This is a genomic window from Pseudomonas sp. B22(2017), assembly GCF_002113105.1.
Classification (GTDB): Bacteria; Pseudomonadota; Gammaproteobacteria; order Pseudomonadales; family Pseudomonadaceae; genus Aquipseudomonas; species Aquipseudomonas asiatica.
Window position 1 is genome coordinate 102,783 of the sequence record NZ_NEJN01000001.1, and the last position, 22,773, is coordinate 125,555.

Genomic DNA, 22,773 nt, shown 5'->3' on the forward strand with positions numbered 1-22,773 from the left:
GTAGAGCCTACTCTACAGTCAAGGAATTTTTATCGTGAATGTCGGAGAGTTGGAGCGCCGGAGTGGGGTGGGCCGCCATACATTGCGTTATTACGAGCAACTCGGGCTTATCGTGGCCCATCGCCAAGCCAACAATTACCGCAGCTACAGCGACCAGACCGTTGTCGATCTGGCCTTTATTCAAAGTGCCCAGAGCGGCGGTTTTTCGCTCGCCGAGATTGGCGAAATCCTTGCGGCCAAGCGCGGTAACACGATCGATTGCGCCCAAGGCGCGATGTTGGTAGCCGGCAAGATGGCCGAAATTCAAGCGAAGATCACCACGCTGCAAGCCGCCTATGTGTTTCTGGATGCGGAGCGTGCAAAGCTGGAAGCCAGTGCCATTGCCAACGGTCTGACCATTCCTCGCCCTCTCTCGGTTTAGCATGGCTCGATGCTGTAGCTTGTTTATTCGCAATTATTTCTCATTTACACTTGTGTCTTGTTTTCGAGGCCTACCTCTTATCCAGGATGCATCGTGTCGTTCGATCCCGCCAAACCGTCGCTGCTGTCTACATTGGTCCGTCACTATGACGAGCTGGTGGACCACATTCGCCGACGCTTCGGCGACAGAAGCGTGGCGCGCGATGTAGTGCATGACGTGTGTGTGCAGTTGCTTGAGCGCGGTGAGAAAGAAGACGTCAGAACCCCACTGGCCCTGCTACGAAAAATCTCCCACGACACCGCCGTGAGCCGCTATCGTAGCGATCGCCGCCGAGGCGCCTGGGTAGAGGCAATTTCCGAGCTGCCAGAGGTGGCCTGCCCGGCAGCCACCCCGGTGACCAGGTATGACAGCGCGCGCGAGTTTCAACTGCTCGTCAACGCTATCGCAGACCTCCCACCACGCTGCCAGGCTGTTTTCGTCATGCACAAGATTCACGAAATCCCCCAGGCAGAAGTAGCTGCGCGCCTCGGTATTTCCCTGAAGACTGTGGAAAAGCATCTGCGCCTGGGGTTGGCGGCGTGCAGGCAACGGCTTGGGCGCGATGAGGTGCATCCATGACCAAGCAGCCCGAACAGGCGCCATTGGACGAGGCACTGGGGCGACATCGTGAAGAGCTCAAGCAGCTGTTCCCCATGCCGCCGTTCAGGCCAGCGCCCTCCAAAGCGGTGAAGTCGGCCGGCATTACACTAGCGGTTGCGATCGCCTTTGCGGCCCTGGCGTGGCTGAACCCTGCCTACAAGAGCGAGCGTTTCGCTACCGCCATTGGTGAGCGGCGCGCTGTGCTGCTGAGCGATGGAAGCAAGCTGCTGCTCGACAGTGGCACGCATGTCGATATCAGTTGGCGTCTGCTCAGCCGCGAAGTCGACCTGCGCGCAGGGCAGGCGCTTTTCGATGTGTCCTCGGCCGTGTACCGCCCCTTCGTAGTGTCCGCTGGCATGGCGAAAGTCGAGGTGCTCGGTACGCTGTTCAATGTCCGCCGGCTGGATAATGACGCGGTGCGTGTGACCCTGGCCCGTGGGCGCGTGGACGTCACCGCTGCAACTGCAGCACAGGCGCCTGTCACCCTGAGGCCAGGGCAACAGGTCGACTCGATTGGCGGGCAACTGATGCCGGTTGCAAAGGCTGGCGCCTCCAAGGCGATGGCATGGAAAGATGATCGCATCGTGTTCGAGCAGACGCCGCTGGATGAAGCGGTGTCGTTGTTGCGCCACTATCGCAAGGCCCCCATCGAGCTGAGCGACCCAAGCCTGGCCGCACTCAAGGTGACGGGGGTGTTCGAAGCGCGCAATGTCGACCTGCTACTGGATCTGCTGCCCAGCATCCTGCCTGTCGCCGTGCTGCAGGTAGGGGACGGCAGCGTCCGGATTCAACGCAAACCGACAAGAAAATAATTCTCAGGCGCAGGTAGGGTTTCTCGATCCCCATGGCGGCTACTGAAAAAGCCCAACCACAAAAAGGAACTCGAGAAGTGCATTTTCCCCTCCGCAGTCGCCAGCTACGCCTGTCATTGCTTGCCAGTAGCCTGCTCATCGCAATGTCGGCCCAGGGCCGGGAAAAGGTGAACGTGGATCTCCCCGCTGCACCGCTGGGCGAGGCCATCAACGCGCTCGCACAGCAGTCTTCGGTACAGATCATCTTCGCCAGCGATCTTGGTGCAGGCCGAAACGCGCCTGCGGTGAAGGGGCGGTTCACACCCGAGGAAGCACTTCAAACGCTGCTCAAGGATACTGGCTTGCAGGTACAGGCCAAGGATGAGCGCACGTTCGTCATCGTCGCGCAGGGGGGCCCTGCATCAAGTGCTGGAATCCAGAGCGGACCCGTGGAAATGGCCCAGACGGAAATCACCGCCTCGCGCACCAGCAGCAGCCTGGTTTCCGCGACGCGGCAATCCACCATTCTCGAGCATGAACAACTGCAGGAGCTGCGCCAGGGGTCAGAGAGCCTGGCTACGGTACTGGCCAAGGCGGTTCCCGGCATGTCCGACTCCAGCCGCACCGTCACCGAGTATGGCCAGACCCTGCGCGGGCGCAGCATGCTGGTCATGGTCGACGGGGTGCCGCTCAATACCAACCGCGACTCCTCGCGCAACCTGGCCAACATCGACCCGGCACTGATCGAACGGGTCGAAGTCATTCGTGGCAGCAGCGCCATCTACGGCAGCGGCGCCACGGGGGGCATCATCTCCATTACCACACGGCCCGCGGGTGGTGAAAACCGCGCCGAAACCAGCCTGAGCGCGACCTCGCCGCTGACCCGCCTTGGCAGCGATGGCCTGGGGGGGCAGTTCCAGCAATATTTCGCCGGCTCTCAGGGCGCGGTGGACTACTCGTTCGACTTCGGTACCCGCCATATCGGTGCCTCGTATGATGCGCACGGTGACCGGATCGCCCCGGAGCCAAGCCAAGGCGACCTGTTCGATTCGAACATCTACAACATTGGCGGCAAGCTGGGGCTGCACATTGACGAGAACCAGCGAGTGCAGCTTGCAGTCAGCCACTACGATGCCCGCCAGGACACCGATTACGCTACCGACCCAAGCGTCGCGAAACTCCCTGCTGGCTCTGTGCCGGCCAATGCGATCAAGGGCCTGGATCTTGACGAGCAGAACCGCATTCGCAACACGCTGGTGAACCTGGAGTATGAAAATCTCGACATCCTCGGGAGCCGGCTTTCTGCCCAGATGTACTACCGGGACTACTTCACACGCTTCACCCCGTTCGATGCCCGTGCCGTTGCCACCCGCGGCGGCAATGTTGACCAGATCATGCAAAACAGCGAAGTCTTCGGAAGCCGCCTGACGCTGCGCACGCCAATTGGCGACAGCGGCAGTACCGAACTGGTGTGGGGTGGTGACTATAACCAGGAGCGCAGCGACATGCCGCTCGATGTCTTCGACCCGGCGGCTTATGACGCCAGTGGCGGCCTGGTTTTCGACAAGACCGGCAAGCTCACCTACATGCCCCCGCTGAGGACGCGAAGCGCTGGCGCCTTCGCCCAGCTGCAGCATCGCTTCGATGAGCATTGGTCGGTCGACGGCGGCCTGCGCTACGAATACTCCACCGCCGAATTCGATGACTTCGTTCCGTTGTCCGAATCCACGTCTGCCTCCCCGGTGGCGGTGAAGGGTGGCGACATTCATTACGATGCGGTGCTGTCGAACCTGGGCATCGTCTACTCGCCGGTACTCGGCCAGGAAATCTACGCCTCCTTCAGCCAGGGCTTCCAGTTGCCCGACGTGGGCATCCAACTGCGCAATGCGCGCCGTGGCTTCGACATCGGCGCATCGAACCTGGAACCGGTCAAGACCAACAACTATGAGCTTGGCTGGCGAGGAGACCTGGGCAGCAACACACTCGGCACCCTGGCGCTGTTCTACACCACCTCCAAACTGGGGGATGTACAAAGTTTCAACAACGGCCTGATTCTGACCCGCACCAAGGAGCGTATCTACGGTGCTGAAGCCAGTGCCGATTGGCTGTCGGACGATGCGGTGTGGGGCGCAGGGGGGAGTGCGACCTGGATGCGCGGACGAGAAAAACCGGACGGTAAAGACTGGCAAGACATGACCGGCTATCGCGTTCCGCCGCTGAAGCTGACCGCCTACGTGCAATACAAGCCGACCCTGGATTGGAGCAACCGCTTGCAAGCCACGTTCTTCGATGCCAAGGACTACAGGCTCGATGGGTTGGACAGCTTTGGTCGACATCAGGTTAGCAGTTATACGACAGTCGACCTGGTCAGCCAGTACCAGATCACCGCAGACGACAAGGTGAGCGTCGGCATCCAGAACCTGTTCAACCGCGACTACTACCCGCTCTACAGCCAGTTGCTGCGCAATAACAACAACACCAGCCACTTGCCGGCACCCGGCACGGTATTGACTGCCAGTTACACGCACAATTGGTAAGGTAGTGAAAAACCACCGGGCTCGATGTCGGCCCCGGTGGTCATTGTCATGTTTCACACCAATAGCTGGCTTGTAGGGTAGGGAGTCTACGATGGAACGGTCTTGCACCACTTATTATCTGGAAATGGTCTCGGCATCCGAGCTGAAGGAAAAACCACAGCCTCACGAACTCCAGATCATTGAATGTGAAGTGCCTCAGGCGGAATTCAATCGGTTTCTGTACAAGCTGGTAGGCACACCTTGGGAGTGGGGCGATCTTGACACCTGGGGGATTTCTGACTGGCAGGCACTCGTCGAACAGGATTGCCACCGTACCTGGGTTGCCTATTACCGTGGTGCGATAGCCGGCTATTACGAGCTCTATCGCCCCGATGGCAGTAACGCAGAGATACGCTACTTCGGGCTGGCACCTCAATTCCTGGGTTGTGGTTTCGGCGGAGCGCTCCTGAGCCATGCTGTCCGATCTGCGTGGGGATGGAGCGGTACAGAGCGGGTGTGGGTACATACCTGCACCTTCGACCATCCTGCCGCGCTTCGAAATTATCAGGCGCGAGGGTTCCGTATCTTCAAGCAGGAGGAGACGGAAGCAAGCTAATAAGCGCTTTTTCATGAAGGCGCATTCGCCTTTGCCAGATTTTGGGGCTGTAGCTTCCGACGGGATGGTGCTAAGGCAGTCTGTGGCTGCCTATTTTCATTTTTCGATATAAAAATCCATTTTTTCATTGTTTGTAACAATAAATGTTCGCAAGTTACCGAATTGATGCTGAATAACGCAATCGAGGTAAGCCAGGTTCTGTGTAAATTGGATCCAATATTTTGGCTTGTCCATCACGGGCAAGCACAAGGTGTTACACAGGCCCAGGAGAAAGCCGCCATGATGCTTAAGGATCCATCAATCAAATATCGCCATTTCGCCACAGTCGACCTGCCAGACCGCCAGTGGCCCAATCAGGTCCAGAAGGTCGCTCCCACCTGGTGCAGCGTCGACATGCGAGACGGTAACCAGGCACTGATCGAGCCGATGAACGCCGAACGCAAGCGTCGATTCTTCGACCTTTTGGTGAAGGTCGGTTTCAAGCAGATCGAGGTTGGCTTCCCGGCAGCATCGCAAACCGATTTCGACTATGTGCGTGAATTGATCGAGAGCGGTCGGATCCCCGAAGATGTGACTATCCAGGTCATGACACAGGCCCGTACACACTTGATCGAGCGTACCTTCGAAGCGCTCAAGGGGGCGCCACGGGCCATCGTTCATGTGTACAACGCAACGGCTCCCGTATTTCGTGATGTGGTGTTCGGCGTGGATCGCGCAGGTTGCATCGGCATCGCCACGCAGGCTACCCGGGAGATCAAGGCGCTGATGCAGGCCAATCCGCAGACGCAGTGGACTTACCAGTATTCACCAGAAACCTTCTGCTTCACCGAGCTCGATTTTGGCCTGGAAATTTGCGAAGCGGTGATCGACGTATTCGAACCGTCTCCCACCAACAAGATGATCCTGAACCTGCCTACCACCGTGGAGGTTTCGACCGCCAACGTGTTCGCCGACCAGATCGAATGGTTCTGCCGCCACGTACGCAAGCGCGACAGCGTGATCATCAGTATCCACCCGCACAATGACCGTGGCACAGGTGTGTCTACCGCCGAGCAGGCCTGCCTGGCAGGCGCCGAGCGGGTCGAGGGCACCTTGTTCGGCAATGGTGAGCGCACCGGTAATGTCGATATCCTGACCTTGGCCATGAACCTCTACACCAGTGGCATCAGCCCGGAGCTGGATTTCTCTGACATCATCCATGTCCAGCGTGAGGTCGAGTTCTGCAACCAGTTGCCGACCCATCCACGCCATCCCTATGCGGGAGAGCTGGTGTTCACGGCATTTTCCGGCTCTCACCAGGACGCCATCAAGAAGGGCTTCGCCCAACGGCGGAAAAAACCCGACGGTTTCTGGGAGGTGCCGTACCTGCCGATCGACCCGGCCGACATGGGGCGCAGCTACGAGGCAGTCATCCGGGTCAACAGCCAGTCGGGCAAGGGTGGTGTGGCCTATCTCCTGGAGCAGCAGGGTATCGTCCTGCCGCGCCGGTTACAGATGGAGTTCAGCGGCCTGGTGCAGCAGGTCGCCGATAGTGAAGGGAGGGAGATCACCAGCGAAATGATCTTGTCGTGCTTCACCAGAAACTACCTGGAGCAGGGTATTCCCTACGCCTTGCTGCACCCCATGGTCACCACTGACGAAGCCTGCACTTACCTTGACGCTCAACTGCTGGTCGAGGGTGAACGCCTGGCGTTCGCTGGCAAGGGTAATGGCCCAGTGGCCGCACTGGTCCATGCGTTCGCCCAGCAGGGGCTGGTCTTCGATATTGCCGATTACCACGAGCACGCCGTGCGTGATGGTGCTGAGGCCGAAGCCATTGCCTACATCGAAATACGTGTCAAGAACCAGTTGCTGTTTGGCGTGGGCAGGGACGGCAGCACACTCCAGGCATCACTCAAGGCTGTGGTGAGTGCTGTCTGCCGGGCCACGCGCCTGGGGCTGCTCGATACAGTGAAAAGCACGGTCGCCACGGCTTGAGGGATACTGGCTGGCGCTGCTCGGCGGTGTGGTGACCAATGCTGCTGCGGCCACGGCGGAAAAGGTGAAATGCCAGCCTTGTAACCCTGAACCTCCCCGGCCGCAGTTGATCCTCACCGGCTCGACTTCGGCTCTATCAAAGGTACCGCTGAACGGTCAGTGGTTGCCAAACTGCGCACGATACCTCATGGGCGCCAACCCCACGGTCTTGCGAAATGCTGCCCGGAAACTTTCCGCCGAGGCGAACCCGCAGCGTTCGGCGATTTGCTCATTGCTCAATGGGCTGCTTTCCAGCAACTCACGCGCCACGTTCATGCGCACCTGAAGCAGCCAGGTTTTCGGCGTGATGCCTGTCGCTTCGATGAAGCGACGCAGGAAGGTACGTTCGCTCATCAGTGCCTTCGCTGCCAGCTGCTTGACCGTAAGCGGCCTGCCCACATGCAAGGTCGCCCACTCCAGCACCGCGGCAAGATCATCGCGAGGCTTCTGGGCAACGGGTGCGGGGAGGAACTGTGTTTGCCCTCCGGAACGCTGGGGTGCCATAACCAGGCGACGGGCAACGGTGTTGGCAACGTGGGTACCAAAGTCTCGACTCACCAGGTGTAGGCAGGCATCTATACCGGCAGCGCTGCCTGCCGAGGTAATCAGCTGGCCGCAGTCTACGTAAAGCACGCCAGGGTCTACTTCAATGAGTGGATAGCGTGCCGCGAGTTCGTCCGTATAGCGCCAGTGGGTGGTGGCACGCTTGCCGTCCAGAAGGCCCGCAGCCGCGAGCACGAACACCCCTGAACAGATGGAGAGCAGCCGCGCCCCGCGTTGATACGCGGCGCGCAAGGCGTCCAGCAGGACCTGCGGCGGGCGCTCATCGCGGCTACGCCAGCCCGGAATGATGATGGTATGGGCATCAACGAGCGACTCCAAGCCGAACTCGGCAATGACCTGCATGCCACCTGCCGCGTGCATTGGTGCGGGATCGACGGCGACGATGCGATGCGTGTACCAGGCGAATTCGAACTCCGGGCGTGGCAGCCCGAAGATCTCCACGGCAATGCCGAACTCGAAGGTGCACAGCCCGTCATAGGCCAGCACGGCGACCAAACCAGGGTTCGTGAGCATTGGCGGAAAACTACCGGTGACTGTCGAATGCGCCACTGTAGCGATACAGGCGTGCTTCCTACAATGAGCGCACCTTCAACCGAGGAGTGAAATCCATGCCAAGCCTGGTCAGCGAATATCCTGCCGCAAGCCCATCCGATGCCCTGCTTCATTTCAGCCGCCGTCTGGCGTTCGAGACGGATTGTTCGGATGTTGAACGTAGCCAGCGGTCGGGTGATGTCGACTATGTGCTGGTAGATGTAAGGAGCAGCGAGGCGTTTGCGCAGGGCCATGTGCCGGGCGCGATCAATATTCCTGGCCGCACCATCAGCGCAGAACGCATGGCTGACTATGCGCGCCAGACGCTTTTCGTTGTTTATTGCGCGGGGCCGCATTGCAATGGCGTACATCGGGCGGCGGTTCGTTTGACTGAGCTGGGTTTTCCGGTGAAAGAAATGATTGGCGGGGTTACCGGCTGGCTTGACGAAGGGTTTTCGTTGGAGGGTGCGGACGTTGCTGCACAGGGTAACGGCGTTTCATGTGCATGTTGAGTCGAGAGGGCACAGTTCGAGCGGCATCACCCGAGGACGTACCCAGCCTGATCGAGCACATGCGAGCATCGGAAAGTTTTTCCGAATATCGATGAGCAGCTCTCTCTGCATTGATGAGCCTTCCCACAGATAGTGTTATCTCGCTAGCCTCTGTTGAATGTCCGCAATGGGGCCAGGCTGTGTGAAAACGCTAATAAGTACGTCGAGTAGCGAAAGAAGCTGGGGCACCCTGTCAATTCAGCAGATCTGAGTGCTGATCTACCTCAGTCGGGCCCGGACGCGGCCTGCGCTATTTGGGCCGCGGCAGCAGCCCGAATAGCCGTATACGGACGCAAAAAATGCGTGGCCTCAAGTCCTGATCGCTTCAATCAGCCCAGCAATGCCAAAGATGCTCATCATTCGTTTGAGATTGTAGGCAAGCACGTGAAGGCTCATTTCGGTGCTTACCCTCGGTAGGGTTTTGGTCAGGAAGTGAGTGCTTCCCATCCAGTATTTGAGCGTTCCGAAGGGATGCTCCACCGTCTGCCGACGAACCTTCATCTTTCCTGGGTCATACTCCAATCGGATCTGCACGGCTTCGACTACCGTTTCATGCTCCCAGCGCTTCAATCGGCGTTCCTTACCCGTCGTACTCTGCTTCTGCATGGAGCAACTTTGGCAGCCAGAGAACCAGTAGGAGTGCAGCAACATGCCGTCTTCCACCGAAGAGTGCCTGCGGGTCAGTAGTTGATCCGCAGGGCATCGGTATTCATCCGATGCAGCGATGTAGATGAAGTCCTGCTTGCCGAATCGGCCTTCCGCTTTGCTGCTTGATGTCAGCGGCTTCGGGACAAAAGTGGTGTTCCTTGCCTGCTCGCAAGCAAGGATCTCCGGACCTTTGTAATTGCCTCGGTCGGCGACCACTGTCAGCGACTCAGCGCCGATCTCTTCGCGTGCCTGGTTCGCCATATTGCTCAGCTGCGTTCGGTCATTGCCAACATTAGTGACTTCATGAGCAATGATCAGATGGTATTTGTCATCGACTGCTGTTTGTACGTTGTAGCCAACCGTGCCAGTACCTCGGCCACTCGTGGCCATTGAGCGTGCATCAGGATCGGTAAGAGAGATTTGCTGATCTGGGCTGGCGTGAAGCTGCGCTTCAATGTCCTTTAGCTTTGTCATCTGCTGTTTCAGCTTTTCTATTTTTTCGCTCAGCCGTTCAGCCTTGGCCTCGGCGACCTCGGGCGCCGCCCGATCCGCCGAATCCAGCGCCGCAAGATAGCGGTCAATGCTCTGCTCGATCTGTTGCATGCGCGCCTTGATCTTGCCCTGGGTGAAGTTGCGGTCGCGGTTATTTACGGCTTTGAATTTGCTGCCGTCGATGGCAATGATCGACTGGGAGAAAAGATTGAGGTTGCGGCACAGCACTACGAATTGCCGGCACACGCCGCGAATAGCTTTACCGTTGTCTCGCCGAAAGTCGGCAATCGTTTTGAAGTCAGGAGCCAACCGGCCCGTTAACCACATCAGCTCGACGTTGCGCTCTGCCTCGCGCTCAAGCCGGCGGCTGGACTGAATCCGATTGAGGTAGCCATAGATGTAGATTTTCAGCAGGACTGCTGGATGGTAGGCCGGACGACCCGTAGCAGCCGGATCGACACCCTCGAATCCGAGCGCTCCGAGGTCGAGTTCATCGACGAAAACGTCAACTACCCGAATAGGGTTTTCTTCGGTGATGTAATCATCCAGGCACTCCGGCAGCAGCGTGACTTGCATCCGGGCCTCACCCTCAATGAACCGCTTCATGATCGTCCCCGCCACGATCTCGACGATCAGAAGGTTAGATAATCGCAGGTTTTTTTCACAGCCTGGACCCGAAGCTGCCGGTCTGTAACGTTACCTCTCGCGCATGGAGGTGTCTGTTAGCAGAGGCGTTGTTGCATATCTCTAAGTCGGATGTTCTGGTATAAAAATACCCCTACCCAAGTCACGGACGACGACCATGCAGATACGCAAGATGACTCAGGAAGACCTGCCAAGCGCCAACGCCCTGTGCTTGGAGGCGTTCATGCTAGCGGTTGCGCCATCGCTGTCGGCCCAGGGCGTGGAAACCTTCGCAAAAGTGGTTGCTCAGAAGGCGTTTGCCGAACGAATGGTAAGTGACAACCTGATGCTGGTTTGTGTCGCGGAGGGAACCCTGGTCGGGCTGATCGAGCTGAAGGAAGGGCGCCATGTGGCGATGCTGTTCGTTGCGCCGGCCTGGCAGCGCCACGGCGTTGGGAGGCGCTTGATGAATGCGGCTCTGGAGCAGGCCAGGGCCAATGTAGTAACAGTTAGAGCGTCGCTATCTTCAGTGGCCGCTTATGAACGTTACGGTTTTGCGTTGGCAGGGGAAGTGGGCGAGCTTGCCGGGCTGATCTACCAACCGATGGAGAAGCGGTTGACCATTTGAAGCGCTGTCTACGACCCAGGCTGCTGTTCTTAATGACTTCAAATGGCCGTTAGGGGCCTTGCGCCAAGGGCCGTAATGGGTCGTTAGTCGCCGTTCGTGGACAATTGCTGTCGGCCCAGAGACCGGCCGCTTCGCGGCCCCATCGCCTTCGACCCGCGCCCGGCGCGGTCGGCAAATAGGCGGCACGCTATGCCCGTTGAACGGCGGGTCAGCCCAGACTCATGGAGCGATGAGGCGAGCGAAGGTTTCGCTGTGTGTGCTAACCGGCCCCTGTTTGAAACAAGCCCCGCACCACCTCCCTGATCCAGCGATTCCCGCTGTCTTGCTGGTACCGTGCGTGCCAGTGCTGCTTGACCGTGAAACCTTCCACTGCAAACGGGCAATCGTGCACGTGCAAACCATGCATGTCGGCGAGTGTCTGGCCGATGTGCCGTGGCAACGTAGCCACCAGGTCGGTCGACCCGACAATCATCCCCAACCCCAGAAACGCCGGCAGCTCCAGCATGATCCTGCGTTCGATGCCGGCCCGCGCCAGGCCAGCCTCCAGCAACTTCTGCCCGGTCCCGGCACTGATTTGTACATGCCCCTCGGCCTGGTAACCCGCCACGCTCATGCCGTTGCTCAAACGAGGGTGTAGCGGGTTGCTCAGGCAGACCCAGTCCTGCTCGAACAACACTTGCTGATACATCCCCGCACCCAGCCAGGGCACGAAGCCGATGGCCAGGTCCGCCTCGCCCGACTCCAGCGCGCTCTCGGTATTGCCATCGATGCGTGCAGCTTCCAGGCGAATACCCGGCGCGTGGGTGCGCAGGTGGTTGAGGATGCTGGGCAGCAGGGTGATGTGGCTGGCATCACTGACGCACAGGCGAAAGCGCCGCTGCGCCGTGGCCGGAACGAACTGCGGCTCCCAGGTAGTCAGGCGCCGCAGCGATTCCAGCACCTCGCGGCATGGCCCGATCAGCTGGTCTGCCCGCGGGGTTGGCGCCATGCCGCCTGGCGTACGTACGAACAGTGGGTCGTTCAACTCTTCACGCAAGCGCCCCAACCAGATGCTCACGGTAGGTTGGCTCTGGCCGAGCTGTTCAGCACTGCGGGTGACGCTGCGGCATTGGTACAGCACATCGAACAGTTGCAGCAGCTTGGGGTCGGGCAAAGCGTCGAGCGCACTCATTATTGCGAAATCCAATAAGTGTATTGAACCCATTGTATAGCCGAAATAAGGCTCGCTGCATAAGGTAGTCGCAAACCACAGGAGGTCAGCGATTTGAAAATCTGCATTCTGGGCGCCGGCGCCCTGGGTTGTGCCATTGGTGCGGCCTTGAGCGAAGCGGGGCACGAAACCTGGCTGTTGAACCGTGGCCATGCACATGTCGAGGCGATGAACTTGTACGGGCTGCGGGTGCAGGACGAACGCGGCGAGCGGCAGGTCCGGGTGAAGGCAGCCTGCGACGCGGCAACCGTGGGCGTGGCCGACCTGGTGGTGGTGCTGGTCAAGTCATTCCACACCGGCGAGGCGATTGCCGGGGCCAAGGCGCTGATCGGGCCGCAGACGCTGGTGCTGTCACTGCAGAACGGTCTTGGCCATGAAGACATCCTGGCCGAGGCCGTGGGCCGTGAGCGGGTGCTGGCTGGCAAGACCTACGTCGGTGGCGTGCTGCTGGCGCCGGGTTCGATCCGCGCCGGTGTTGCGGGCAAGCAGACTTTCATCGGCGAGCTCGACGGCCAAAGGACGCTGCGTGTGCAGGCCATCGCCGAGGTCTTCAATGGCGCCGGGCTCGCCACCACGGTCAGTGACAACATTCTCGGCACCATGTGGGACAAGCTGCTGGTCAACGTCGCGACAGGCGCGCTCAGCGGCATCACCAGGCTCGGTTATGGCCAGTTGTACAGCGAGCCGCTGCTGGAAAGCACCGCCAAGGCAGCGGTGACTGAAGCCATTGCCGTCGCTGAACGAGCAGGCATCCGCCTGAGCCTCACCAGCCCGGATTCTGCATGGCGGCTGGCCGCCGAAGGCCTGCCGGCAAGCTTCCGTACCTCGATGCTGCAGAGCCTGGAAAAGGGTTCGGTCACCGAGATCGATTTCATCAATGGCTCCGTCGTGCGCTGGGGCCAGCGCCATGGCGTGGCCACGCCGGTCAACGCGACCCTGGTGGCCTGCATCAAGGGCATCGAACGCGCCATGGCCGATCAGCAGAAGGGGAGTAATCCATGAGCCAGCCGAAAGCCTACCTTGAACACGTGGCGTTCTGGGTGCGCGACATCCAGTGGCACATCCGCTTTTTCAGCGAGGTGTGTGGCATGACCATGCGTGAAATACAGGGTGACGTCGAGCAGCCTGCACAGTACTGGACCCTTGGTGGCCTGCAGTTCATCCACCAGCCCGACTTTGCCGGCCCGGAAGGGCGCATGGCGCACCTGGGCATCATGTGCGAGGACCTCGAAGCTACCCTGGCCGCCGCACAGCGTTTCGGCGTGAGCGAAATGCCCCAGGGCCGCAACTGGCTGCGCCTGCCTGACGGCCTTGCGGTCGAGTTCATTCAGGCATCGCCGGCGAAATGCGTCGCCCAGGCACTGGCCATCGACCCACGTGCAGAGGTGGTGGCATGAGCGTAGTGGAAAGATACTGGGACGATGCCCGCGAAGGCGATGAATGCATCAGCCCCACCTACACGGTGACCCGCGAACGTATCCTGGCCTACGCAGACCTCACCGGCGACCACACCCCGGTGCATGTCGACGAGGCCTACGCCAACGCCAGTCATTTCGGCTGCCTGGTTGCCCACGGCCTGTTCGGCCTGTCGATCGCCGACGGCCTGAAGACCCAGTGCGAATACCGCTTTGTACCGGGCATGTCGCTGGGCTGGACCTGGGACTTCGTGCTGCCGATCAAGGTCGACGATGTGCTGCACGTGCGCATGCGCGTGGGGGCGATGCGCCCGAGCAACAGCCGACCGGGCTGGGGTATCGTGGTCTTGCCGTCGGAGCTGATCAACCAGCACGGCGAAGTCGTGCAGCGTGGCGAGCACCGGCTGATGGTGCCCCGGAGGGTGCAGGCATGAGCCAGGCATTGCCATTGGCAGGTATCCGCGTCATCGACTACAGCCACTTCCTGGCCGGGCCCTATGTGGGCCGCTGCCTGGCAGCACTCGGCGCCGAGGTGATCAAGGTCGAACGGCCGGGCAGCGGCGATGCCGGGCGCCAGCATGCATTTACCCTTGATGAGCAGCAGAGCGGTTACTTCCTGCAGCTGAACATGGGCAAGCAGGGCGTCAGCGTGAACATGAAGGACCCGCGTGGCAAAGCGTTCATGCAGCGCCTGACCGACTCGGCCGATGTGTTCATCGAAAACTATCGCCCCGGCGCCCTGGACAAACTGGGCCTGGGCTATGCCGAGCTGTCGGCGCGCAACCCGCGTCTGGTGTACTGCTCCATCTCCGCCTATGGCCATACCGGGCCGGATGCCCACCGCGCCGGTTTCGGGCTGATCGCCGAGGCCAAGAGCGGGATCATGCAGATGGTCGGCGTGCCGGGCGAAGCGCCGCCGTTGCTGCGCATTTCCCTTGGCGACATGTACACCGGCATTCATGCCGTGGCGGCGATCAATGCGGCATTGCTGGGCCGGGTGAACAGTGGTCGCGGCCAGCACATCGACATGGCCCTGTACGACACGCTGGTGTCGATGCATGAATATGCGGTGCAGTGCTACACCTTGTCCGACGGCACTGTCCTGCCCGTGCAGACCGGCCATGACATGCCCACCTCCACCCTGTACGGCGTGTTTCGCGCGGCCGATGGCGACCTGGTAATCGCCGCCCAGGTCGACGATGCCTGGAAGCGCTTTGCCGCGATGCTGGAAGCCAACGGTGGCCCGGCCGGGTTCGGCAGCGACAGCCGCTACCACAGCCTCAATGGCCGCAACGCCCATCGCCAGGCGATTCTGGCCGTGGTTCGCGACTGGGTCGGCGCGCGCCAGGTGGCGGATATCCTGCAGTTGCTCGATGACATCGACATCCCCAGCGCCAAGGTGCAGCGCATCGACGAGGTGGTGGCCGACCCGCAGATTCAGGCGCGCAACATGGTCATCGAGCAGCAGCACCCGCGCTACGGTACCTTGCGCCTGCCCAACCTGCCGTTTCGCTTTTCCGACTGCGACACCACGATCCACCAGGTGGCCCCGGACCTCGGTCAGCACAATGCCGAAGTGGCCGCCGGCCTAGGTTTCACCCCTGAAGAAATCACCGCCATGCAGGCAGACGGTGTGCTGTTCACCCACGGAGATGCACGATGAGCGACCGCTATGCAGTGATCGGCCGGCCGATCAACCACACCAAGTCCCCGTTGATTCATGGCCTGTTCGCCCAGGTCGCCGGCCAGTGCCTGGAGTATGGCGCGCTGGAGGGCGAGCTCGAGGGCTTCGAGGCTCAGGTACTGCAGTTTCGCAGTGATGGCGGGTTGGGCATGAACATCACCGCGCCGTTCAAGCTGCGAGCCTTCGAGCTGGCCGACCAGCGCAGCGAGCGCGCCCAGTTGGCGCGGGCGGCCAATGCGTTGAAGTTCGAGGATGGCCGTATCTTTGCCGAAAACTTCGACGGCATCGGCTTGCTGCGGGATATCGAGGAAAACCTCGGTGAGCCGCTGGCCAATCGACGGGTACTGTTGCTCGGCGCCGGTGGCGCGGTACGCGGTGCATTGCTGCCGTTCCTGCAGGCGGGGCCGAGCGAGCTGGTGCTTGCCAACCGTGACATGGCCAAGGCGCTCGCCCTGCGCAACGAACTGGATCATCCAAGGCTGCGCATCAGCCGTTATGAGGAGCTGGAGGGACAGTCCTTCGACATCGTGGTCAACGCCACCTCTGCCAGCCTCACCGGCGAGCTGCCGCCACTGCCTGAAGGCGTGCTGGGCGCGACGCAGCTGGCTTACGAGCTGGCGTATGGCAAAGGCCTTACGCCGTTCCTGCGCATGGCCCAGGCGCAGGGGGTGGTGCGCCTGGCCGACGGTGTCGGCATGTTGGTCGAGCAGGCGGCGGAGGCTTTCGCCTGGTGGCGCGGGGTACGGCCAGAAACCCGCGCCGTCATCGATCGCCTGACTATTCCGCTGGAGTAGGACCAAGGCCACTGTGGGAACGGGCATGCCCGCTTCCACAGTGGCCCTGCCTATCAGTACGGCGGCGCTGGCAGTTCGGCCAACAGTCTTTTGAGCCCGTCGCTCCACTGCCTGCGTATCTGCTCGTAATACACATCGTCGCTGGCGATACGCTGGCGTTTCGGTGTTTCCAGGCTGTCCTTCTGATACACCAACAGGTCCAACGGCATGCCCACCGACAAGTTGCTGCGAATGGTCGAGTCGAACGAAATCAGGCCGCAGCGCAACGCTTCATCGAGTGGCATATGGTAGCCGAGGTTGCGGTCGAGAATCGGCCGCCCGTACTTGCTTTCGCCCAGTTGCAGGAACGGGGTGTCCGGCGTGGCCTGGAAGAAATTGCCCTGCGCATAGACGTTGTATATGCCCATGGGGCCGCCGGCAATCTGGCCGCCGACGATGAACGAACTGCTCAGGTCGATTCCGGCCGACAGCTTGCTGCGATCACGGCTGACCACCTCGCGCAAGGTGTCGGCGACCAGTACCGTTGCATCGTAGAGCGTCGCAACGTTCAACAGGTGGGGGCCGGGGCCCTTCGTACGTTGCTGGAGCAGGTTCACCACCGATTGCGAGGTCGCCAGGTTGCCGGCGGTCTGCAGGACGATCAGGCGCTCCCCGGGCACGCCGAACACGAACAGCTTGGCAAAGCTGGCGATCTGGTCGATGCCCGCATTGGTGCGTGAGTCGCTGATGAAGACAAGCCCGTCCGCCAGGTGCATGGCGACACAATAGGTCATGCTGTTTCCCTTGTTTTTTTCATGAACGGATGCCGCACCTGTCATTGGCGGTGCACGTGTACGCTGGCCTGCATCGATTCGGCGCCGCCCCCGCGGCGCACGCCCCTGACCGGGCAGGCATCGAGGTAGTCCAGGCCCACTGCCAGCTTCAGGTGGCGTTCTGGCCGGGTCAGGCGGTTGGTGATGTCGAAGCTGTACCAGGCGTCATCGACCCAGGCTTCCGCCCAGGCATGGCTGGCCAGGTGCTGCTCGTCTTCGGTACATAGGTAACCGGACACATAGCGTGCCGGAATACCCAGGCTGCGCGCGCAGGCGAGGAACGCATGGGTATGGTCCTGGCACACCCCGGCAGCGCCGCTGAACGCTTCGATGGCAGTTGTGCCCACCGATGTGGCACCGGGGCTGTATGGCATGTGCTCCGCCAGGCCTTGCATCAGCCCGATCAGCGCGGCCCGGTCACGGTGCTCGCCACAATGTCGGCTGGCGAAGGCCTTGAGTGTGTCATCGGCCTGGGTCAGATGGCTGCCGCGCAGGAAGGGCAGGGGTGAATGTTCGCCGGCCTCTTGCTCGCGATCCGGGTCGATTTCTACCTGGCCGCTGGCGGTCAGTGCCAGGTGGCCATGGGGTTTGTCCAGGGTCAATACATGCAGGATGTTGCCATACGGGTCGATCTGGCCGTTGACCTTGCAGGGCAGGTCGAGTTGCCATTCAGTGATGCGCTGGCGCTCGCTGCTGCGTGGCGTCAGGCGCAGGAACTGGATGCTGTTGCACACATCGCTTGCATAGCTGTAGGTAGTGTCGTGGCGAATGGACAGTTTCATACGACCTCCAGATAGGAGTGGTGGACCGCCTGGCCCAGTTGATTGATGCGCCCGATGAAGTCGCTCAACCACGGGTGCAACCCTGCTTCGAGTATTTCGTCGATCGCGGTGTAGCGAAGGCGAGCATTGAGTTCGGCGGCCATGCGCTGGGCGGCGCGCCCGGTGCTGCCCGGCAGGCTGGCAAGGATCTGGTCCAGCTCCTCGATGCAGGCATGCAGCGAGCGGGGCACATCGACCCGCAGCAATAGCAGCTCGGACACCGGTCGTGCACTGGGTGCGGCGCGATACAGTTCGTTGAAGGCTTCGTAGGAGGTCAGCGCGCGCAGCAAGGCGCTCCATTGGTAATAGCCGCGGGCAGAATCATCGCTGACTTCCTCGGAGGCCTCCCCGAACATTTCATAGCGTGCATCGAGCAGGCGCAGGGTGTTGTCAGCCCGCTCCAGGAAGGTCCCCAGGCGGATGAAGCTGTAAGCGTCGTTGCGCATGATGGTGCCTGAAGTAGCACCGCGGAACAGGTGCGAGCGTTCCTTGACCCAGTCGCAGAACTGGCTGATGCCATAACGGCCGAGACCATTGCTGGCAATGTTGCGCATCTCGATCCAGGTAGCGTTGATGTTCTCCCACATGTCGGCAGTGATGCGGCCACGCACTGCGTGGGCATTGGTCCTGGCCGCCTGCAGGCAGCAATAGATGCTGCCGGGGTTGGTCGCATCGAGGGCGAAGAAGTGCAGCATGCGCTCGGTGTCCAGCTCGGTGTGCCGGCGGCGGTAGTCGTCCAGCGTTCCGGATGCCAGCAGTGACATGGCCAGCTCGGCATGGCCGTCGCTGCGGCCAGCCTGGGGCATCAGCGATAGCGAATAACTGACCTCGAGCATGCGCGCAAGGTTTTCTGCACGCTCCAGGTAGCGCGACATCCAGTAAAGGTCGGAAGCAGTTCTCGAAAGCATGGTTCAGTCCTCCACCACCCAGGTGTCCTTGGTACCGCCGCCTTGCGACGAGTTGACCACCAGCGAACCTTCCTGAAGGGCCACGCGGGTAAGGCCGCCTGGCACCAGTCGGGTTTCACTGCCGGACAGCACGAACGGGCGCAGGTCGATGTGGCGCGGCGCGATGCCGCTGTCGACGAAGGTCGGGCATGTGGAAAGGCACAGGGTAGGTTGAGCGATGTAGGCGTGCGGGCGGGCCTTGATGCGGGCGCGGAAGTCCTCGATCTGTGCGCTGGTCGCCGCAGGCCCGACCAACATGCCGTAGCCACCGGACCCCTGGGTTTCCTTGACCACCAGCTCGGGCAGGTGGGCCAGGACATGGGAAAGCTCTGCAGGCCTGCGGCACTGCCAGGTAGGGACATTGTTCAGGACCGGCTCTTCGCTCAGATAGAAGCGGATCATGTCGTCGACATAGGGGTAGATCGACTTGTCGTCTGCCACCCCGGTGCCTACCGCATTGGCCAGCACCACGTTGCCAGCGCGGTACACCGAAATCAGCCCCGGCACGCCCAGCATCGAGTCAGGGTTGAACGACAGCGGGTCGAGGTAGTCGTCGTCCAGACGGCGATAGATCACATCCACCTGTTTTGGACCAGCGGTAGTACGCATGTAGACGTGCTCGTCACGGATGAACAGGTCCGCACCCTCGACCAGTTCGATGCCCATTTCCCGGGCCAGGAAGGCGTGCTCGAAATAGGCACTGTTGAAGCGGCCAGGGGTGAGCAACACGGCAGTGGGGTTGTCCAGTGGGCTGGCGCTCTTGAGCGTGTCCAGCAGCAGGTTGGGGTAGTGGTCGATGGGCGCGATACGCTGTGCGGCGAACAGCTCGGGGAACAGCCGCATCATCATCTTGCGGTCTTCGAGCATGTAGCTGACCCCGCTGGGGGTGCGCAGGTTGTCCTCCAGCACGAAGTAGCTGCCATCCCCGTCACGGACCAGGTCGACGCCAGCGATATGGGCATAGAGCCCACGGTGTAGGCCCAGGCCCTGCATGGCGATCTGGTAGCCTTCGTTGGCCAGCACTTGTTCCGGCGGGATGATGCCGGCCTTTAGGATGCGCTGGTCGTGGTAGATGTCCTGCAGGAACAGGTTCAACGCCTGAACCCGCTGGATACAGCCGCGCTCGACCATGCGCCATTCGCTGGCGCGAATGCTGCGCGGGATGATGTCAAAGGGGATCAGGCGCTCGGTGTCCTCTTTGTCACCGTACAAGGTGAAGGTGATACCGGCGCGGTGAAACAGCAGGTCAGCTTCGCGTCGGCGTTGCTCCAGCAACTCCAGCGGGGTGTTTGCCAACCAGCGGGCGAACTCCTGGTAATGCGGGCGGCAACTTCCGTTCGTATCATACATTTCATTGAAAAATGCCCGGGACATACCCACTCCTTGCCACCGTTGCCGGCAGCTTCATTGCGGTTCATCTACGTGTTTCAGGGTGCGGCCTTGCGGGTCGGTGGGTGTTTTGTCTGCGGTGAGCCTCGAATCCGATCAATTGCTGTGCGTTATGCACGCAAGAGGCCATTGCAATGAAGGTGCCGAAAGCCAGGCACAGTTCTGGAGTGGCAACGGGCTGGCGGTAACACCTTGAAACTCTTGGGTTTTATTGCTGCATTCGATGACTGCGCCGCATGCAGCCGTGCGGGAACGTTGGGAGGGGGGAGCAGGCGCGCCTCGAAAAAAGGCGCGCTATGCACCGAGCTGCAGCTTTTGCTCCGAATTGGAGCGAGTCCATGGCGAGGCGGCACTCCGGCCGCGCAAGCAAGGAGTAGTGCGTTTCGTTCCGAGTGTCAGGTTATGACGCAGTCACCGACGCAGAACGCTCTGGACGTCGCTTGCAGATCGAAAACGGTCACTATCATTCAATGGATTTGGCCATTTCCGACGTTCCAGTCCAGCCGGTCTGCTCATAGACCGGTTTACCCGTCTCGGTGGCATGCAGGACAGCGAAGGTGATACCTCGGCGAGCGAACTCGGCGTCAGCAGCCTGCATCAAGGCCGAAGCCAGGCCGCGGCGGCGGTAGGCCGGCTGGACGAACACATTCAGCACGTACCCACGTTTGTCCAGGGTTGGGTGCGATGGATGGGGAGGCCAGTCAATGCTCATCAGGCCGATGGCTGCAACCGGTTGGTCGCCATCCAGGAGCTTGAAACCGTAATACCGACCGTCACCGAGCCGCTCTTCCAGCCATGGGCGAAAGTGCTGAGTCATGACTTGCAGTTTTTCAGGGTCGCCACCTGCCTCAAGAAACATCTCCTGGCGATGCGAGCAGATCATTGCTGCGTCAGCGGGCCCGACTGGCCGACACTCCAGGCCTGAAGACGCTCCACATCCTTGTAGCTCGATCATCGTTTATCCAACGTAAGTGGCCGATTCATGAGAAGGCAGCCTATGGCCTCTTCAGGCCTGCTTGCAATGGCTTGGTTCAACGCCTGGCCCGCCAGACGAAACAAGACCCAATGGCTAACGATCGACCTTGGCAAGCAACTCAGCTTTTGTCATCTCTCATGGAACTGCACATAACTCATTGAATCAGCAGGGCCCATGTAGGAGCAGCCTTGTGTCGCGATGGGGCGCGCAGCGGCCCCGGCAATTTCAACTGTTGCGCATCAATCCTGGGGCCGCGATGCGGCCCTTTCGCGACACAAGGCCGCTCCTACAGGTACAGCCACAACCTCGAGAGCAACGCTGTACCTGTGGGGTTTTAGCCGCGAACACCGGCGTTGTGGGCGGAGGAGGGCTCGGCATGATGGACGAACCCTCCTCCTGAAGCCCATGGCGACGATCAGGCTTGTACCGCGTCGGCCCCGCCAGAGAGCACGTTTTTTTTGCGTACCGCTTGATAGAGAAGGCTGGACACCATGAAGCCTGCAATGGCCAGCACGCTCATCAGAATGAACACATAGTTGTAGCCCTGTTGACCAGGGAAGTGGTCGAGGATCGCGCCATAGATGACGTAGGCAAACATGCCGGGGGCATAGCCGATCAGGCAACCGATGCCGAAGGCCGAGCCGGTGATGTGCTGGGGAATGCCGACTTCGCCCATGGGGGCCCAGAACACGCCGCGCATCGAGAAAACAATCAGGGCGAAGGATAGGGTGGCCGCCATCCCCGCATAGATGAAGCCCGGGCTTTTAGGAATCAGCATGATCACGGCCATCAGCGGCAATAGCGCCAGAAATGCCCACTTCAGGTAACGGCTGGTACTCTTGAACTGCTTGTCGGCAATGAAACCGCCGGTAGGCCCGCCGAGGATTTTCAGGAAGTATTGATTGATGATGCCGTAGGCGCCTACCAACGCTACTGGCAACCCGTACATTTCCTTGAGGTAGGGGATGAAATAGGTCAGGCCGCAGTAGACGATGTAGACCATGAACACATTGAGGCTGACCAACCAGATACCGGGTACCTTGATAGCCTCCATCAGGTTTGCCAGACCGTTTTTCGGCTTGGTGGCCGATTGCGCATTACCGCCCTTGAGCAGGACCCAGGTCAGGGTGCCGGCCAGAATGTCGATGACCGAGTAGAACAGGATTGCCGATTTCAGGCCGGCTTCCCCCGAGCCCATGGCGACGAACACGCCCAGTGCGGAAAAGGCCACCAGCGTATCAACCACGCCGCGCCCGCCTTCCAGCAGGCCGAACAACCGGCCTTGCTCCTGATCGTCACCCAGATTGCGGATGGCCTTGAGCAGCGATGGCCAGAACAGGCAGTCGGCACAGACGGCCAACAGACTGAACACGATCAGCAAACTGCTGAAGGGCGGAAAGGTCGCCAGGTACAACCCCAGGCTCCCGGTCCCGATCAGGCCGAGGGGGATCAGTTTGCGCGTGTCGTAGCGATCGGCGAGCAGGCCACCAACCACGAACAGTGCAGTCGCGATGATCGCGTTGGCACTCAACAGCATGCCGATTTCAGTGTGGCTCAGGCCCATGAATTCCTGCATGGGGACATAGAAGGCGTCCTTGAGGTTCGCCAGCTTGTAAATGGTGCCGCCACCAAGGATGAGAATCAGGAATCTGAGCCATTTGGCCTTGTTTTGAGTTGTCATTATTGTT

The 22,773-nt window shown here is 60.6% G+C and carries 22 protein-coding genes; 13 read left to right on the plus strand and 9 right to left on the minus strand.

Annotated features, from left to right (window positions below; all coding sequences use genetic code 11):
* Nucleotides 1–34: 34 nt before the first annotated feature.
* The 6 genes from CAG18_RS00540 (at nt 35) to leuA (ending at nt 6,960) form a co-directional block, all read left to right on the plus strand.
* On the plus strand, nt 35–421 hold the full coding sequence (locus CAG18_RS00540; RefSeq protein WP_061302409.1) for a MerR family transcriptional regulator: 387 nt from the start codon (nt 35–37) through the stop codon (nt 419–421).
* 93 nt (nt 422–514) lie between these two features.
* Nucleotides 515–1,039: an RNA polymerase sigma factor gene (locus tag CAG18_RS00545; RefSeq protein WP_015270088.1), complete on the plus strand. Its 525-nt coding sequence runs from the start codon at nt 515–517 to the stop codon at nt 1,037–1,039.
* Nucleotides 1,036–1,872 carry a FecR family protein gene (locus tag CAG18_RS00550; RefSeq protein ID WP_085719777.1) on the plus strand — a complete coding sequence of 279 codons (837 nt, stop codon included), beginning with the start codon at nt 1,036–1,038 and terminating at the stop codon, nt 1,870–1,872. Before CAG18_RS00545 ends, CAG18_RS00550 begins: the two co-directional genes overlap by 4 nt.
* 77 nt (nt 1,873–1,949) lie before the next feature.
* Nucleotides 1,950–4,388, plus strand: coding sequence for a TonB-dependent receptor (locus CAG18_RS00555; RefSeq protein WP_054573813.1), 2,439 nt, complete (start codon nt 1,950–1,952; stop codon nt 4,386–4,388).
* 91 nt (nt 4,389–4,479) lie between these two features.
* The gene (locus CAG18_RS00560; protein WP_085719779.1) at nt 4,480–4,983 is read left to right on the plus strand and encodes a GNAT family N-acetyltransferase; all 504 of its coding nucleotides are present in this window, start codon (nt 4,480–4,482) and stop codon (nt 4,981–4,983) included.
* Nucleotides 4,984–5,262: 279 nt separating this feature from the next.
* The gene (gene leuA / locus CAG18_RS00565) at nt 5,263–6,960 is read left to right on the plus strand and encodes a 2-isopropylmalate synthase (RefSeq protein ID WP_085719781.1); all 1,698 of its coding nucleotides are present in this window, start codon (nt 5,263–5,265) and stop codon (nt 6,958–6,960) included.
* Nucleotides 6,961–7,116: 156 nt separating this feature from the next.
* Here leuA and ftrA read toward each other — a convergent pair whose 3' ends face one another.
* Nucleotides 7,117–8,076 carry a transcriptional regulator FtrA gene (ftrA, locus tag CAG18_RS00570; protein WP_085719783.1) on the minus strand — a complete coding sequence of 320 codons (960 nt, stop codon included), beginning with the start codon at nt 8,074–8,076 and terminating at the stop codon, nt 7,117–7,119.
* A 95-nt stretch (nt 8,077–8,171) separates the two neighbouring features.
* On the opposite strand from ftrA, the gene CAG18_RS00575 reads away from it, so the two are divergent.
* Entirely contained in the window at nt 8,172–8,606 is a 435-nt protein-coding gene (locus tag CAG18_RS00575) for a rhodanese-like domain-containing protein (protein WP_085719784.1), read from the plus strand.
* A gap of 348 nt (nt 8,607–8,954) precedes the next feature.
* Here the strand turns inward: CAG18_RS00575 and CAG18_RS00580 are convergent, their stop codons facing one another.
* Nucleotides 8,955–10,391 (minus strand): IS1182 family transposase, encoded by a 1,437-nt coding sequence (locus CAG18_RS00580; RefSeq protein ID WP_085719786.1) that lies wholly within the window; start codon nt 10,389–10,391, stop codon nt 8,955–8,957.
* Nucleotides 10,392–10,587: 196 nt separating this feature from the next.
* Here CAG18_RS00580 and CAG18_RS00585 point away from each other — a divergent pair, with 196 nt between their 5' ends.
* Nucleotides 10,588–11,037: a GNAT family N-acetyltransferase gene (locus tag CAG18_RS00585; protein WP_085719787.1), complete on the plus strand. Its 450-nt coding sequence runs from the start codon at nt 10,588–10,590 to the stop codon at nt 11,035–11,037.
* 259 nt (nt 11,038–11,296) lie between these two features.
* Here the strand turns inward: CAG18_RS00585 and CAG18_RS00590 are convergent, their stop codons facing one another.
* Nucleotides 11,297–12,208: a LysR family transcriptional regulator gene (locus CAG18_RS00590; RefSeq protein WP_015270098.1), complete on the minus strand. Its 912-nt coding sequence runs from the start codon at nt 12,206–12,208 to the stop codon at nt 11,297–11,299.
* 93 nt (nt 12,209–12,301) lie between these two features.
* Between CAG18_RS00590 and CAG18_RS00595 the strand changes: the two genes are divergently transcribed.
* Genes CAG18_RS00595 through aroE form a run of 5 tightly spaced genes read left to right on the plus strand, consistent with a single transcriptional unit; the run spans nt 12,302 to nt 16,140 of the window.
* Nucleotides 12,302–13,249 carry a ketopantoate reductase family protein gene (locus CAG18_RS00595; protein WP_085719788.1) on the plus strand — a complete coding sequence of 316 codons (948 nt, stop codon included), beginning with the start codon at nt 12,302–12,304 and terminating at the stop codon, nt 13,247–13,249.
* Nucleotides 13,246–13,644 carry a VOC family protein gene (locus CAG18_RS00600; protein WP_015270100.1) on the plus strand — a complete coding sequence of 133 codons (399 nt, stop codon included), beginning with the start codon at nt 13,246–13,248 and terminating at the stop codon, nt 13,642–13,644. Before CAG18_RS00595 ends, CAG18_RS00600 begins: the two co-directional genes overlap by 4 nt.
* Complete coding sequence (locus tag CAG18_RS00605) at nt 13,641–14,096, plus strand: MaoC family dehydratase (protein WP_003256790.1); 456 nt, start codon at nt 13,641–13,643, stop codon at nt 14,094–14,096. The genes CAG18_RS00600 and CAG18_RS00605 overlap by 4 nt, the downstream gene beginning before the upstream one ends.
* Nucleotides 14,093–15,325 carry a CaiB/BaiF CoA-transferase family protein gene (locus CAG18_RS00610; protein ID WP_085719789.1) on the plus strand — a complete coding sequence of 411 codons (1,233 nt, stop codon included), beginning with the start codon at nt 14,093–14,095 and terminating at the stop codon, nt 15,323–15,325. The genes CAG18_RS00605 and CAG18_RS00610 overlap by 4 nt, the downstream gene beginning before the upstream one ends.
* Nucleotides 15,322–16,140, plus strand: coding sequence for a shikimate dehydrogenase (aroE, locus tag CAG18_RS00615; protein ID WP_054573807.1), 819 nt, complete (start codon nt 15,322–15,324; stop codon nt 16,138–16,140). Before CAG18_RS00610 ends, aroE begins: the two co-directional genes overlap by 4 nt.
* 53 nt (nt 16,141–16,193) lie before the next feature.
* Here the strand turns inward: aroE and CAG18_RS00620 are convergent, their stop codons facing one another.
* The 6 genes from CAG18_RS00620 to CAG18_RS00645 all read right to left on the minus strand — a co-directional run bounded on the left by CAG18_RS00620 (nt 16,194) and on the right by CAG18_RS00645 (nt 22,766).
* Nucleotides 16,194–16,913 (minus strand): proteasome-type protease, encoded by a 720-nt coding sequence (locus CAG18_RS00620; RefSeq protein WP_015270103.1) that lies wholly within the window; start codon nt 16,911–16,913, stop codon nt 16,194–16,196.
* Nucleotides 16,914–16,954: 41 nt separating this feature from the next.
* Nucleotides 16,955–17,734: a transglutaminase family protein gene (locus tag CAG18_RS00625; RefSeq protein WP_085719790.1), complete on the minus strand. Its 780-nt coding sequence runs from the start codon at nt 17,732–17,734 to the stop codon at nt 16,955–16,957.
* Entirely contained in the window at nt 17,731–18,681 is a 951-nt protein-coding gene (locus tag CAG18_RS00630) for an alpha-E domain-containing protein (protein WP_015270105.1), read from the minus strand. Before CAG18_RS00630 ends, CAG18_RS00625 begins: the two co-directional genes overlap by 4 nt.
* 3 nt (nt 18,682–18,684) lie before the next feature.
* A complete protein-coding gene (locus CAG18_RS00635) occupies nt 18,685–20,094 on the minus strand; it encodes a circularly permuted type 2 ATP-grasp protein (protein ID WP_015270106.1) in 1,410 nt (469 codons plus the stop codon).
* A 478-nt stretch (nt 20,095–20,572) separates the two neighbouring features.
* Nucleotides 20,573–21,064, minus strand: a complete 492-nt coding sequence (locus CAG18_RS00640; RefSeq protein WP_061302399.1) for a GNAT family N-acetyltransferase — start codon at nt 21,062–21,064, stop codon at nt 20,573–20,575.
* Nucleotides 21,065–21,500: 436 nt separating this feature from the next.
* A complete protein-coding gene (locus tag CAG18_RS00645; protein WP_085719791.1) occupies nt 21,501–22,766 on the minus strand; it encodes an MFS transporter in 1,266 nt (421 codons plus the stop codon).
* Nucleotides 22,767–22,773 lie beyond the last annotated feature (7 nt).